The organism is Motilimonas pumila (assembly GCF_003596335.1).
Taxonomy (GTDB): domain Bacteria; phylum Pseudomonadota; class Gammaproteobacteria; order Enterobacterales; family CBDFNC01; genus Motilimonas; species Motilimonas pumila.
The window spans coordinates 118,162-133,783 of the sequence record NZ_QZCH01000001.1; the positions used below are offsets into that span (position 1 = coordinate 118,162).

Below are 15,622 nucleotides of genomic sequence, written 5' to 3' on the forward strand. Positions count from 1 at the left end.
ACTCAATCAAAACCGTTTAACAGTATTAGAAGTTCCTAGCATTGACTAGGAACCTCTTCATTTAGTGTTACAAACGCGTTGCACGCTCTTTTTGACTCAACATCAGCATCGCTTGGCCTTGCTGATACTGATATATCACGTTATAAGCTAATACGCTTTGCACGTAACCTCGGGTTTCTCTAAACGGTATCACTTCTACCCAAGTATCAACATCTAGGCCGGGGCTTCGAGCCTGCCATTGCTTCACTCGGTGCGGACCCGCGTTATATGCTGCACTGGCTAAAATGCGATTTCCTTGGTAATCATCGAGTAGCTGGCCAATATACGCACTGCCCAAACGTACGTTCACATCGGCTTCATATAAACTCTCCACCCCTTGGTACTGATACCCAATTTTCTTCGCGGTGTACTTCGCAGTGGCAGGCATGAGTTGCATCAAACCTCTCGCGCCCACAGGAGAGCGAGCTTGCTGATAAAATGCGCTTTCTTGTCTTGCTAAGGCAAACAGTAGGCTGGCCTCTAATTGGCGTTCTTTCGCAAAATGCTGGAAAGTGGTTGCTTCCACCATAGGAAAGCGTTGCTCTACCAAGTCCCAGCTCTTGGTTTCTATGCTGGCTAAAATAGCAAAATGCAGCCAGCCTTGCTCTAGCGCATACTGACCCAATTGATCAATCATAGGCTTAGGATGGCGACCAATCAGTCTTGCCCACTCAGTGCGAGCAAAGTTGTCTGCTTCATGGTATTTCAGCTCACTAACCCGGAGTAAAACCTGATTAACTGGCGCCAGCTTGGCCTTATCTAAAGTGACTTTTTCAATGTTAAGTTGATACGGTGTGGCTAAAGTTTGTGACGACATAAAGCCATAATAACTGCGCTCTTGCGCAACTTTCATTAATAACTCACGGGCTAACGCTTTATCACCATTTAAGCCCGCGATACGAGCTTGCCAGTATAGCCAGCGCTCGGTATCTTTTCGTTCATCTGAAAGCAGTGCTATCCACTTCTCAGTGTTGTACCAATCTTGTTTTGCCAAAGCATAGCGGATACGTTGTTCTTTAAGGTTATCATCATCCAATTTAGCTAGACGTTTGTCAGCCCAGGCTAATTCATTCGTTAAATGCCGAAACATTACGTATTGGATCAGCTTTTTCTCCACCCGTATCAACTGCTCTGGCGTCAGCTTACCTTGCTTTAAATAGGCGCGATAGGCACTAAAGCTTTGCTTGGGTGACTTAGGAATCAAACGCAGTATTGCCGCCACCACGATGTCACCGTTTTTAGACTCTTTCAGCGAATATTGTTGGCTGCTTAAGATAGCGTCAGGTTTACCATAGCTGGCAATAAGCTTGTCACCGTACGGTTTATACTGAGCATTTAAACGTTTATTTAAATACTTCACCAATGACAGCTGCTTTTTATCGTAAGCGAGCAACATGCGCTGCCATATTAACTCTTGGGTAAGTAGTCCGGCTTTATCCCAAGAAGCAAACAAACCGTCACAAGCATCGGGGCGCGATGAACCAGACAACCAAAGTTGCTGCGTTCCTTGCCAGGCTTCTGTTTTATTACCGGCTTTTAATTGGAAATCGTAGTAATAACACTGTAACGCTAAGCTGGTTGGCGCTTGCTCAGTGAAACTTAAAAAAGTACGCCATTTTTGCTGCTTAGCCAGTGTAAAAAGGTAATAACGCAACAAACTATTGGCCAAGTATGAATCTTGATTTTGAGCAACGAAACGGCGTATATCTTCAGGGTTTGCGCTGCTACGATGCGCTTTTAAATCATTGTATTGAAGAAAGATATTTAACGGATAATCGCCAAGCTTTTGAGTCAATTGGCGCGCCTTGGGCCAGTCTTGTTGTTTTTGCGCCGTTAACGCTTGTTGATAAACCGTCCGTTGTTTAGTGAGGTCACTTGCTTTACTCCATGGCGATAAAAGCAACATAAAAGTCGTAATCACATAACCTAATTTACGCAAACGAGTCTCCTCATTAAAATCGATTTATAATAATGCAGCTTTAAGTAGCTGTTGAGTATAGTTGGCTTTGGGTGAGCTGAAAATCTCCGCCACCGAGCCTTGTTCTACCAGTTGCCCTCCTTGCATCACTATCATTCGATGACAAAGGGCTTTTATAACGGCTAAATCATGACTTATAAATAAATAACTCAGTTTGTGCTTTTTCTGCAACTGACGCAATAAATCTATAATCTGTTTTTGCACGGTTCTATCAAGTGCCGATGTCGGCTCATCTAGAATAATCAATTTGGGTTGTAAAATAATGGCTCTCGCAATGGCGATGCGCTGCCTCTGCCCACCCGAAAACTCATGTGGGTAGCGATTAGCTGCGTCTTCTGGCAGTCCAACTTCGGTCAACACTTGTGCCACTTTTTGAGCGACTTTTTCAGCGGGTAATTGGTGATGAACCAATAAGCCCTCACTGATAATTTGTTGTACCGACATTCTGGGGCTTAAGCTGCCATAAGGGTCTTGAAACACCATTTGCAGTTCTTGCCTTAAAGAGGCCAACTCTTTATGAGACTGCTTATCAATGCGTTGGCCCAGATATACGACCTCGCCTGAACTGTCGTTTAACCCTAACAGAGCTTGCGCCAGGGTACTTTTACCAGAGCCGCTTTCACCGACAATGCCTAATGTTTCCCCTTCCGCTATTTGTAAGCTGATGCCATTTACCGCTTTCTTGTATTGCTTTACCTTACCAAACCAGCCTTTCTCAGTAGCAAACCATACCTTAATATCATTAGCGGTCAGTAAGGTGTTAGCAGAGGTGACACTTGACATCATGCCCGTTGGCTCGGCGTCAAGCAGCGCTTGTGTATAACTGTGCTTTGGCGTTTGAAAAATTTGTTGGGTTGAGCCAGCTTCTACTTGCTTGCCCTGACACATCACGATCACATTGTCAGCGTAATGTTTAACCACATTGAGATCATGAGTGATCATGAGCAACGCCATGCCAAGTTTTTGTTGCAAGTCTTTTAGCAGTTCTAAAATCTGTTTTTGAATGGTTACGTCGAGGGCTGTCGTCGGCTCATCCGCGATTAAGATATCCGGTTCATTAGCCAATGCCATGGCGATCATAACACGTTGCCTTTGCCCTCCCGAGAGTTCATGAGGATAAGCTTGCAGCCGATTCTCAGCATCTTGAATACCGACCAAAGCTAACAGCTCAAGCATCTGTGGCTTAGCTTGAGCATAGCTTAAGCCTTTATGTAACCAAAGTACTTCCGCAATTTGCTTGCCTACGGTATGAAGGGGGTTTAGAGAGGTCATTGGCTCTTGGAATATCATGCCAATTCGATCGCCTCTTAGTTGTTGTAAGGCACTTTTCCCCATCGTCAGCACATTTTCATTGGCAAATAAAATTTCGCCTTTAGGGTGATGAGCCGACTCTGGTAATAAACCTAAAATCGACAATGCCGTCACTGACTTGCCACTGCCACTTTCCCCAACAATTGCCAGCGTTTGCCCTGCGCTTAATTCAAAGCTAAGGTCTTGCACTACGGCTTTATCGGCAAAGCTGACGGCGAGCTCTTTCACACTTAATAATGGCTGCTTCATAATGCCTTCCTTGGATCAAATGCATCCCTGGCTGCTTCACCGATAAACACTAATAACACCAAGATGACAGACAAAGCAGTAAAGGCTGTTATGCCAAGCCAAGGCGCTTGTAAATTCTCTTTACCCTGAGCTACCATTTCGCCAAGAGAAGGAGAGCCAGGCGGTAATCCAAATCCTAAAAAGTCGAGGGCAGTTAACGTCGTTAACGCACCGGTAAATATGTAAGGCATAAAGGTCATCGTCGCGATCATAGCATTTGGCAGAATATGCTTTAGCATGATGGCTTTATCACTGACTCCCATTGCCTTGGCCGCTTTGACGTACTCCAAGTTTCGGCCTCGCAAAAACTCAGCCCTGACAACACCAACAAGGCTTGACCAGCTAAATAGCAGCATCAACCCCAATAACCACCAAAAGCTAGGCTGCACAATGCTGGCTAGAATAATCAGCATAAACAACATAGGTAAGCCTTCCCAAATCTCAATTAAACGCTGACCAATCAAATCTATCCACCCGCCGTAATACCCTTGAATCGCTCCAGCGGTGATACCTATAACAGAACTCGATAACGTCAACACTAGGGCAAACAATACCGAAATGCGAAAGCCATAAATTAGCCTTGCCAGTACGTCTCGTCCTTGATCATCTGTGCCTAACACATTCTCTTTGGTCGGTTGCGATGGCGAAGGCTCGCTCAGGAGGTAATTGATAGAATCATACTTAAACGGGATCAACGGCCAAATAATCCAACCGTCCTTTGCTATATTATTGGCGATTAATGGATCTTGATAATCAGTCCAAGTATCAAAGTCACCGCCAAACGTAGTTTCTGGGTAAGCTACCCAAACTGGGCTATACCACTGCCCTTGATACGACACCAATATGGGTTTGTCATTTGCGATTAATTCGGCAAATAAACTCAGCGCAAATAAGATTGAAAAAATCCATAACGACCAATAGCCACGTTTGTTTCGTTTGAACTGTTGCCAACGGCGTTGGTTCATGGGATGGCGCATAAAATCAAACATAGCCATTATTTTTGTCCCTCAAAGTTAATCCGAGGATCGATCACGGTATAAGCAATATCGGTTACGAGCTTAAGCAGTAAGCCCACCAAGGTAAAAATATACAGCGAACCAAAAATGACCGGGTAATCACGGTTCACGACGGATTCAAACCCCAGTAAACCTAACCCGTCCAAAGAGAAAATAACTTCAATCAACATAGACCCGGTTAAAAAAATACCGATTAATGCAGCAGGCATGCCCGCCAATACCAGCAGCATGGCATTGCGAAATACGTGGCCATACAATACTCGACTTTCTGTGCATCCTTTTGCTCTTGCCGTAACCACATACTGCTTACCAATTTCATCAAGAAAGGCATTTTTGGTGAGCATGGTTAGTGAAGCAAAACTGCCAATTACCGACGCCGTGACCGGAAGTGCGAGATGCCAAAAGTAATCCAAGATTTTTCCGCCAAGGCTTAACTGCTCAAAATTATCAGACGTTAACCCCCGCAGCGGAAACCAGTTAAAATAAGTACCGCCGGCAAATACCACAATGAGCATCAAGGCAAATAAAAATGCCGGTATGGCATAGCCAATGATCACTAAGGTACTGGTCCAAACGTCAAACTGAGAATTATGTTTGGCCGCTTTTTTAATGCCAAGAGGGATCGAGATTAAATACACCAACAGGGTCGTCCATAGCCCTAAAGAGATCGATACTGGCATTTTCTCAAGCAATAAATCGGTTACTTTGATGTCTCGGTAAAAGCTCTCACCAAAATCGAACTTTGCGTAATTCCATAACATTAAAAAGTAACGTTCAAGCAGTGGCTTATCAAAGCCGTATTGTTGTTCCAGTTGCTTGATGAATTCAGGGTCAACCCCCTGAGCGCCGCGATAGCCCGAGTCTTGGCTGGTATCTCTTTGAATGATCTCAGTGCTGCCTCCTGTGCCCATTCTACTCGTGGCGTCGCCGCCTAACCCTTGGACTTTTGCGATAGCTTGTTCAACCGGGCCGCCGGGAGCCACTTGCACAATGAAAAAGTTAATCGTCATGATGCCTATCAGGGTTGGGATCATGAGCAACAAACGTCGAAAGATATACTGGCTCATGGATGCTCCTGCTTAGGCTTGGCCCACCAAGTGTTTGTGCCTATGCTGTAGGCTGGACGAATATCGGGTCGTTCAAATTTATCCCAATAAGCGATGCGATGAGAAGGGCTATACCATTGCGGTACCACGAAGTGGCCGTGTTGTAATACCCGGTCTAATGCCTTCGTTTGCACGACCAATTGCTCACGAGATTGCGCCGAGATAACCTGTTCAATCAGTGCATCTATAGTAGGGTCGCAAATTCCGGCATAATTACGAGAGCCGGGTGATTTAGCCGAGTCGCAACTCCAAAACATATGCTGCTCATTACCAGGTGAATTAGACTGCCCTAGACGCATTGTCACCAAGTCAAAATCAAAGCTATTCAAACGATTGATGTATTGCGAAATGTCCACTAGGCTGATCACGGTTTCGATACCAATACGACTTAAATTCTTGCGGTAAGGTTGGATCACTCGCTCAAATGACTTGTCATACACCAAAAACTCAAAAAACAGCGGCTTACCGTCTTTATCTAGCATTTTGCTGTTTTTAAGTTGATAACCGGCAGCTTCAAACAAGGCCACGGCTTGCCGCATTTGCGGGCGAATATTACCATCGCCTTGAGTGTGGCTTGGTTGGTATTCTTGTTCAAACACACTCGCAGGGAGCTGAGAGCGATAAGGGGCTAAGATAGCTAATTCTTGTTCCGACGGTAACGCGTTAGCGGCCAGTTCAGAGTTCGCAAAGAAACTGTTACTACGCGTATATTGACTGTAAAAAAGCTGCCGGTTTAACCACTCAAAATCAAACATGGTGGCGATGGCTTGGCGGACTCTGGGATCTTGAAACTTGTCGCGGCGTAAATTAAAGAAAAAACCTTGCATGCCTTGTGGGTTGGCATCCGCCACCTTTTCTCGCAAGATTTTGTTTTGATCAAAGACACTGCCGTGATAAGCCGTAGCCCAGCTTTTGGCAGAATATTCTTGGTGGTAATCGTATACCCCTGCCTTAAATGCCTGAAAGGCAACGGTAGTATCACGAAAATATTCGTATTGCATCCGCGAAAAATTATTGTGACCGACTCGCACATTCAGGTCTTTAGCCCAGTATTTCTCGTCCCGCTGATACACCACTTTACGGCCAGCATCAAAACTGGCGATTTTATAAGGTCCTGAGCCAACAGGAATAGCTAAACTCGAGCGGTCGAATTGCTTGTCTTGCCAATAATGGGCGGGTAACACTGGCATTTCACCAATGATCAAAGGAAGTTCACGGTTTTCACCAGGCTTGAAAATAAACTTGATGGTGCGCTCATCCATTATTTCTGTTTTTTCTACTCCGGCGTAGTATGAGCGATAATGCGGCGCGCCTTGCGTCGTTAAAATCTCGTAGCTAAAAGCAATATCCTTCGCCGTAATAGCTTGGCCATCATGAAACCGAGCCGCAGGATTAAGGTAAAACGTCACTTCAGAAAAGTCGGCGGCCACTTCGATTTGTTGCGCAACAAGGCCGTAGCGAGAAAAAGGCTCGTCAGCCGAGCCAATCATCAAAGTATCATAGATAAGCCCCACACCATCGGCGGGCGTTCCTTTGACAATGAAAGGATTAAAGGAGTCAAATGTCCCTCGAGACGCTTGTTTGAAACTGCCGCCAACCGGTGCCTTGGGGTTAACGTAGTCAAAGTGACTAAATCCAGCAGAATATTTTGGCTCACCGTGCATTGCAATGCCGTGTGTGGGCTCTGCGACCGCACTATTGGCGCCTACAAGTGGAAAAATAAACGTCGCCATTAAGGCGATGTTACGCCACCAACTGCCTTGTATTCTTGCCAAACTTGGCTCCCCAATAAATCGAATGAAGTAAGCCAACTATATGCAAAAAATCTTGCCATAGACAAGTCTAAATCTTTATTTATACAAGACTTTACTTAAATGGTTTTAATTTTGTCTAAATATCGCACCATGGCATCGGCGGCAATCGGTTTACTGGCGAAGTAACCTTGATAAAAATTGCATTCTTGCTTTTGTAAAAACTCTAACTGCTGTCGTGTTTCAACGCCTTCCGCAGTGACGCTAAAGCCCATGTGACGAGACAAAGCTAATACGGCCTCAACAATGGCCATGTCGCTGGCATCACGAGGAATATCTCGAATAAACGAGCGATCTATCTTGAGCTCATCTGCTGGCAAACGTTTGAGGTAAGATAATGAAGAGTACCCTGCGCCAAAGTCATCTACCGAAAAGCTGATGCCCATTTCTTTTAATTGGGTCATTTTGCGAATCGTTTCTTCGGCATGCCCCAGTACAACAGACTCCGTTATTTCTAAATTGAGGTGACTTGGCTCCATACCTGAGACACGAATGGCCTCCTCTACCTGCTCGACAAAATCAACATGGTGGAATTGTTTCGGACTGACGTTAACCGCTATCTGCGGTAAATACACGCCTGCTTTCTGCCACTCAACAAATTGACGACAAGCCTCAAACAATACCCACATGCCAATCTCTATGATCAAATCACTTTCTTCAGCGATAGGAATAAACTCGGCCGGACTGACCATCATTTTGCTGTTGTTCGGCATCCAGCGAACCAACACCTCCACCCCAACTAATTCACCGGTATTAACCATATGTTGTGGTTGGTAGTGCAGTAAAAACTCGTTCTTTTCAATTGCGCTACGCAACGCGTTATGAATGTTAAGGCGTTTGTCGGCTTGCTTTTGCATGCCCATATCAAAAAACATCAGCGTTTTTCGGCCGGCAGATTTTGCTTGGTACATCGCGGTATCCGCTTGTTTTAGCAAGTCGTCGGCGCTTTGATTTTTACCAGGAAACAAGGTTACGCCAACACTGGCACCGATATGCAAATCTTGATCATGGTAGCGGTATGGCGCAGAAATACGCTTGATTAAGCGTTCTCCTACTAAATTAGCTTGCTGCTCTGCTTGCGGCGGATTAGCCGAAAGTGCAGGCAGTAGCAATACAAATTCATCGCCGCCAAGTCGAGCAAGAATATCGCCGTCACGGATCATGGCTTTTAAGCGCTTCGCCACGCTCTCAAGCACCCAGTCACCCGCGGCATGCCCTAACGAGTCATTGATCGCTTTGAAATGGTCTAAGTCAATAAACAGCACCGCACCTATCATTTCTTGCTCTATGGCAACATCGAAGGCAGTCGATAATTTCTCTAATAAAAACCGGCGATTCGGTAACCCAGTAAGCTCATCAAAATAGGCCAAACTTTGGATTTTTTTCTCTGCGGCTTTACGTTCAGAAATGTCTTCAAAGCAAATAACGTAATGGGTTACGTTGCCTCTATCATCACGCACCAATGTGATGGTTTCCCATTGCGGATAAAGCTCGCCATTTTTGCGTAAGCGCCAACACTCGCCACTCCAGCGACCATTCTCATCAGCCTTTTGGGATAAAGAGATGGCCTCTTGCTCTCGGCGATCGCCGTTCAGAATATCGATGTCTTTACCGACGACTTCTGCTACTTGGTAGCCAGTAATTTCTTCAAACGCAGAATTTACTCTTAAAATGTGGCCATTAGGGTCGGCAATGATGATGCCTTCATTGGTTTCAAACGCCACCGCAGAAAGTTTTAATTCTGCTTCATCTTGTTTGCGTACGAGCTCTGCTGTCGCGCGAATGGAAAATATTTTTAATACCGATTGAATGGTGGACTCTTCCGGCAGTGGCTCATCAGAAATTAAGATGATCAAACCAATTAACTCGCCAACGCCATTGGTTAAAGGCCAAGCAATGTAGCCTTTGGCTTGCCAATCAAGTAACTCATTAATAGCGGGATAACGATCGCTGGCATGCTCTCGTATAATTTGCGGGCCACTGGACTGGACTAATTCTGCTGGGGTATCGGTCAAGTAATAGATCATACTTTGCTGTAACTGGCCATCATTGATCATCGCCACATTACGAGCCGCGTAATCGGACTCTATCTCACAGATACATACCACGCGAGCGCTTAAGGCCTGTGATAACTGAGTGACCAAGGCATTAAAAAATCCTTGTCCCGTTTCGGCCGAAACGGCATGAGAGATAACATCAATCAATTGCTCTTTTTGTTGCCGAGCACGTTCCAATTTTGACTTTTGGGAGATATCTAATACACGGGTCGCCAATTCCGCTACAGACTGCAAAAAGTTCTGCTCATCAAGAGACCACAAATACAGCTCATCTTGCGGCTGGCAGAAAATAAGCCCTCTTACCCTACCATGGCTGGAAATAATACCTTGGATTGAAGGTAAGGTTTCCAGTGAAGACGCGACAGGGTTGTTATCCTCTGTTGTCACTTCATTGACCAGCACGCTGTATTTGCTCAGTTGTTCAAAATACCAGGGGTGGCGAGTTTGTGATTCTACTTCGCCAACGCAGAGCTCGCCCTTTCCTGCTGTGGCCACACAGCTAAGTTGGTAGCCATTTTCATCCATTAACCACACACCGACATGAGTAACCGGTAATGTCACCATTAGCTGACGGCATAAAGTATCAAAAAAGGCCAAACTCTCACCTTTCTCCAAACGTTTTTCTGTGGCCAGTTGCAATAGCGCCGCGTTTTGCTTTTGGCGGTAATTATTGACGCTGCGAAATTGAGTTTGTTCGGTGGTGATGCCAAGCACTTTACGATGATTATTTTCCACAATCACTTGGCTGACCGCAGTAGTGACCCAAAATTCATCGTCATTGAGCCGTAATCGATATTCTATTGGCTCTAGTCCCTCACCGATGATCGCGGCGTTTAAAAAACGCTCGACATCATCACGGTCTTCGGGGGCAACAAAGCGGATCATATGACTAATATTTTGGCCATTCATGGCCGTGAAAGCTTGCAACTTATCAGAAGTGCACCCTTGGGTATGCCAAGTGTCTTGGCTTAAGTCCCAATACCAAAATAGGCTTTGGTCTTCATGCACACTTTTAACTTGGCGTGTTAATTGTGCCTTAGCTTCTTTGCTGACATTTTCACCACTATCAAGTTGTTTATTGCTTGGGGAATGCGCTGAGTGGGGGTTAAGTAGGCCTTTATACATACAATAAACAACGGCTCCGAGTATTAGAATAAGTGTTAGTGTTTAGAGCTTTTCATTATTATACACGAGGGGAGATATTTAGGACATACTACTGAGTCAGAACAAAAAAGGATAAACGCAAGACGAGTTAAGCCGTTGATAGTAAATACAACTATCTAAACCTATTCATTCAATATTGCTACAGGCGTTCAAGCAACTCAAGCAAATTTACAAATTAAAAACCATTAAGTCCGCCTAAATCAAAAAACGAAGCGAAATGCACTCGCCCGTAGAAAAAAATGACCTAGATCACATTTATATTCCCTCAAAAGCGTAATCTGAATTTGAAGCAAACAACTGAAGCAACAGAAGGGGCGCTATTTATGACAGTAGAAATCACCAGCAAACATGTAACTATTACTACCCCCATGCGCGAAAAAGTACAGGCTCGTTTCGATAAACTCGAAAAGCATCAATTGCCATTGATCAAACCCCACTTCATCATCACCCAAGAGCCAAAAGGCTTCAAAATTGAAGGTGTGATAGGCGTGCCTAATGGCAAACTATTTGCCACCGCAAATGATGCAGACTTATACAAAGCCATCAACGCTCTAGGCCAAAAACTGGAGAAGCAGCTGATCAAGCATATCGATAAGCCAGAAGCCAAACGCCATATTAAACAGGCACAAGCACCTGAACCCAGTAATGACAACGAGGAAGCCGCTGCATAATTTCTACTGTGAGTCTTCACGAATGCTGCTAATCAACTAAGATTGCAGTTAAGAGATTTAACCCGTTATGATAAACCTCCCACTTGGGAGGTTTATTTTTTTGGATAAGAACATGCTGAGTTTAGAACAAATAAGACAAGAAATTACTGCATTAGACCAAGCTCTGTTAACCCTGCTTGCCAAGCGTAAAGCCATCGCTATTGATGTGGCACGCAGCAAGCAAGCAACGACAAAACCGGTGAGAGACATAGAGCGTGAACAAGCGCTATTAATCAGGCTCATTAAACAAGGCGCAGAGCTAGGCCTAGAGGCCACCTATATCACTCAAATTTACCACACTATTTTAGAAGACTCGGTCCGTTCACAGCAGGTATATCTGCAGCAGCAAGTCAACGCCAATAACAACAGTCGGCTGACCCTGTCTTATGTGGCAGACAGTGAAGCATTGCACGCAGCCAACAATTTTTATCAGCAACGTAAAACACCAATTTCACTTGCTCCCGCGGCGCATTTTCAGGCCTGCTTTGAACAAGTCGAACAAGGCACGGCAGATGCCGCAATATTGCCAATTGAAAGCAGCAGTGCAGGCAGTATTAACCAAGTCTATGATTTACTTCAGCACACTCAGCTTGCGATTACGGGAGAAATCGTTTGTCAGCAAAATCACTGCATTTATAGCAATCATAATGTCGGCCTCGATCAAGTCGAGAAAATTTATACCACCCCAGAAGCTTACTCCCAAGCCGATCAATGCCTATTGCCTTACCAAGACAAAATTCACTACCTTAGCGCCACCAGCAAAGGCATTACTGAGTTAACGAAAGCACGCGAGCCAGTTGCATTACTGGCCAGCGACCTGCACCCTGGTGTTGAAGACTTGTCACTGATTAAAGCTAAGGTCAATAACCAAGCGGACAGTTTAAGCCGCTACATTATTGTGGCTAAGCAAAGCATCCAAGTGGCCAGTCAGGTGCCAGCCAAAACCACTTTGGTGGTGTCTACAGGACAACAAGCAGGAGCGCTACTTACCGTTTTGAGCGTGTTTAACCAACACCAATTACCCATGACTAAGCTGGAATCTCGACCCGTTAAAGGCCAGCCATGGCAAGAGGTATTTTATATCGATTTGGCTGCAAACCTTGACGACCTTGCAATGCAGCAAGCTTTTGCAGAAATTCAGCCGCTAACACACCACTTCAAAATACTCGGTTGCTATCCCAGCCATGAAGTCGCAGCGACTCAGTTACCTAGCCAAGCGTATGTTGACTTAAGCCTGCAACAAAGCAAGGAGCAAGATGCCAGCGCAGCGCAGCATCCACTAAGCGAAATCACACAACATCAGCATTGTGTGTTAGTCAGTCTTCAAGGCAATGATATCGAGCAACTAAAACAAGATTGCCAACAACTCAAACAGGCTGGTTCTCACGGCATAGTGTTCTCACTTGAAGGACATCATGATGTCACAAACATGGCGCAGTTATTGGCTGAACTCAAACACACTTGCCAGCAACTCCATATGCCACTGGGCGTTGCTATCACGGCTCCCGTGCAAATAGATGCGGCAAACAAATTCGCCCAATTTGCCACCTTACCATGGTCCGACAACATGGATACGATCTCCGCTTGCTGCAATAAACTATCGATTGCAACCGCGGTTAAAGTCGCACCTGACACAGCAGCAGCAAGCTGGCTGGCGCAATGCCAAAAGTTGAACACAAGCGGTAATCAGCGGCTTTTTGCTTATATCAATGAAACGGCCAAGGTTAACGACTTAAATTGTGTCAGCGAGTTAACTGCGCAAGGGTTATTTAAACTGCCACTATTGGATCAAGACGCCATTACCCATGCCACGCGTTGCGGCAAACTTGGCGCTCACTTAGAGCTAAGTTTACGCCGCGATAATCAGGGGCAGCTCGAAGTCTCTGCATTGACAAATATCTTAGCGGCAATTTATTAAAGCTTATATGTTTGTCAGCAAGTAACTGCAATTTAAAGGAAAATGCAACTTTTAAAGAATACTATGGTCATATTTAGGACACTGTCGCTTGCGGTGTCCTATGCTATGAAAACAGGCGATTTAAGATACTTCACTCGCTACTTTGGAGGCGACTTGAGACGATTTTATCAGCATGTACGTTCCCCAGCCTTATTGTACTTAATAAGCTTTTTTATTTTCGCGCCAGCCGCCAGCGCGCAATCGTCAAGCGAATCATCACCTGCGCTTCACCCGCTGCAAGATCAGTCGTCAAATACCCTGCCTGAAGCCCTCGCCTCTCAATGCGATAACGCGATTACGTATGATTTTTTCTACCGTGGCAGTCACATTGGCCAAGGCACTCGCTCAACCCAATGGCAAGACAATCAGGCGTCTGTTACCACGGAAGGAAAAATTTCCGTTTTGGTATTCAAAAATAAGGGCAAGCAGGTCACCAATATCCGCTGGAGTGAAGACCAGCAGCAGTTTCTTCCGACACAATTTATTCGTGATATCGACGGCTTTAGTGACGCCTATGTCAGGGCCACATTTAGTCAAGATAACCTGTCCAGCGAAGTAAACCTGGACGGAGAGAAGAAGTATTACAAACAAGAGTCGGTGCCCATTACAGACATGGACGCTATTGCTTTGCAAATACAGAGAAACCTGCAACAGGGTGTCAGTGCTTTTGACTTTAAAATGCAACGAGCCGAAAAAGTCTCTCACTATTATTTTCAAGTGCGTGGCCAAGAGACCGTAAAAATTGGCAACAAGCAGTATCAGGCTTGGGCGGTAGAGCAAATCAAAAAGAAAGACCGTAAGTTAGTGATGTGGTTTGCGCCAGAGCTAGAGTGGCAAATGGTGCAAGCCCACTACAAGCGCCGTATCCTTGATATCACAGCAACAGCCGTAAACTACCAAAGCGCTTGCCTGGCGCAACCGGTGAATTTCGCAGCCAAATAAGCCAAGGCGGTTGGCTAGGATTTTAAAGCCACAATTAACGTTATACAAAAAAGCCCAGCTGCGTGCTGGGCTTTTGTTGAATCATATTAGCTGTTGGCGGTGAGGCACTTAATCGTCTTGGTAATGACGACTGTCGTGCGCTTGTTGCAATAACGATTTACTCTCCGCCATAAATACCTTCGCGTAATCGCCGAACCAATCGCTGACACTTTCAAATCGCTCTATAAAGGCTTGTTTGTCGCCTTGTTGTAGCATGCTTACGCTGTTACCTAATGCCTGATGATAAGACTCTATCATCGCCAAGTTAGCCGGATTAGACATTATGATGTCGGCGTACAAACTGGGGTCTTGGGCAAACAAGCGGCCAACCATCGCCAACTCCAGTCGGTATATGGGTGACGAAAGCTCTAATAACTGTTTTACATCTGCATCGACCGATTGCAAATGAGCACCGTATGCAAAGCTGGTGAAATGCCGTAAGGCTTGAATCAAGGTCATGGCTTCATCATGAGCCTGCGCAGTGGTTGGGTACAAACGCGCACCCCAAATTTGCATCTGCTGAATTAACCATTGATATTGCGCTTCACCGCGGCCATCACAATACGCGATCACCTGTTTTGCAAAACTCGGAATGTCAGGGCCAAACATGGGGTGCAACCCCACCACAGGGCCTTTATGCACGGCTAACATAGCCTCAAGCGGTGCTGTCTTGGTGCTGGTAATGTCAGCCAGCACACAGTCATCAGGTAACTGAGACAATTTAGCTATGGTCTCTGTGGTGACTTCAATCGGCACTGCCACCAATACCATGCCCGCATTTTGCAACAGGCTATCGGCTTGATGCCAGTCGCCTTTTTCAAGTACATCGACATGGTAGCCAGACAGAGTAAGCATATTAACAAACAGTTTACCCAGCTGGCCGCCACCGCCAATCACAACGATATTTCTCAGGTCAGGCTTAACCGTTTTAAAGCCAGTATCATTTTCGCTGGCATAAGACTCACGCATCGTGCGACGCAGTATGTCTTCGATTAAGTCAGGCGGTACCCCTTTACTTTGTGCTTCGTCCCGTCGCTTAGCCAACATTGCAGCCTCGCGATCAGGAGCATAAATAGGTAAACCATGCTCACTTTTGACCTCGCCCACTTCAGCCACTAAAGCCAAACGACGCGCCAATAGGTCCACTAACTGCTGATCAACGTCATCAATTTGCTGCCTTAAAGGATCAAGTGGATGTGCCATG

10 protein-coding genes are annotated in these 15,622 nt (G+C 45.5%); 3 read left to right on the forward strand and 7 right to left on the reverse strand.

Translation table 11 applies throughout. From position 1 onward, the window contains the following. Positions 1-67: 67 nt before the first annotated feature. The 6 genes from D1Z90_RS00630 to D1Z90_RS00655 all read right to left on the reverse strand — a co-directional run bounded on the left by D1Z90_RS00630 (position 68) and on the right by D1Z90_RS00655 (position 10,731). Positions 68-1,978 carry a transglycosylase SLT domain-containing protein gene (locus D1Z90_RS00630; protein WP_119908822.1) on the reverse strand — a complete coding sequence of 637 codons (1,911 nt, stop codon included), beginning with the start codon at positions 1,976-1,978 and terminating at the stop codon, positions 68-70. A gap of 24 nt (positions 1,979-2,002) precedes the next feature. Further along, positions 2,003-3,577, reverse strand: coding sequence for an ABC transporter ATP-binding protein (locus D1Z90_RS00635; protein WP_119908823.1), 1,575 nt, complete (start codon positions 3,575-3,577; stop codon positions 2,003-2,005). Beyond that, positions 3,574-4,611, reverse strand: a complete 1,038-nt coding sequence (locus D1Z90_RS00640) for an ABC transporter permease (protein ID WP_232525171.1) — start codon at positions 4,609-4,611, stop codon at positions 3,574-3,576. Before D1Z90_RS00640 ends, D1Z90_RS00635 begins: the two co-directional genes overlap by 4 nt. Beyond that, positions 4,611-5,699: a microcin C ABC transporter permease YejB gene (locus D1Z90_RS00645; protein WP_119908824.1), complete on the reverse strand. Its 1,089-nt coding sequence runs from the start codon at positions 5,697-5,699 to the stop codon at positions 4,611-4,613. Before D1Z90_RS00645 ends, D1Z90_RS00640 begins: the two co-directional genes overlap by 1 nt. Beyond that, positions 5,696-7,513, reverse strand: a complete 1,818-nt coding sequence (locus D1Z90_RS00650) for an extracellular solute-binding protein (RefSeq protein ID WP_232525172.1) — start codon at positions 7,511-7,513, stop codon at positions 5,696-5,698. Before D1Z90_RS00650 ends, D1Z90_RS00645 begins: the two co-directional genes overlap by 4 nt. A gap of 95 nt (positions 7,514-7,608) precedes the next feature. Then, positions 7,609-10,731 (reverse strand): sensor domain-containing phosphodiesterase, encoded by a 3,123-nt coding sequence (locus tag D1Z90_RS00655; RefSeq protein WP_119908826.1) that lies wholly within the window; start codon positions 10,729-10,731, stop codon positions 7,609-7,611. A 362-nt stretch (positions 10,732-11,093) separates the two neighbouring features. Between D1Z90_RS00655 and hpf the strand changes: the two genes are divergently transcribed. The 3 genes from hpf to D1Z90_RS00670 all read left to right on the forward strand — a co-directional run bounded on the left by hpf (position 11,094) and on the right by D1Z90_RS00670 (position 14,379). After that, a complete protein-coding gene (gene hpf / locus D1Z90_RS00660; protein ID WP_119908827.1) occupies positions 11,094-11,441 on the forward strand; it encodes a ribosome hibernation-promoting factor, HPF/YfiA family in 348 nt (115 codons plus the stop codon). 112 nt (positions 11,442-11,553) lie between these two features. Beyond that, positions 11,554-13,398, forward strand: coding sequence for a chorismate mutase (locus D1Z90_RS00665; protein WP_158587021.1), 1,845 nt, complete (start codon positions 11,554-11,556; stop codon positions 13,396-13,398). Positions 13,399-13,551: 153 nt separating this feature from the next. After that, positions 13,552-14,379 carry a DUF3108 domain-containing protein gene (locus D1Z90_RS00670; RefSeq protein WP_158587022.1) on the forward strand — a complete coding sequence of 276 codons (828 nt, stop codon included), beginning with the start codon at positions 13,552-13,554 and terminating at the stop codon, positions 14,377-14,379. A 108-nt stretch (positions 14,380-14,487) separates the two neighbouring features. Here D1Z90_RS00670 and tyrA read toward each other — a convergent pair whose 3' ends face one another. Next, the gene (gene tyrA, locus D1Z90_RS00675; protein WP_119908830.1) at positions 14,488-15,621 is read right to left on the reverse strand and encodes a bifunctional chorismate mutase/prephenate dehydrogenase; all 1,134 of its coding nucleotides are present in this window, start codon (positions 15,619-15,621) and stop codon (positions 14,488-14,490) included. Position 15,622 lies beyond the last annotated feature (1 nt).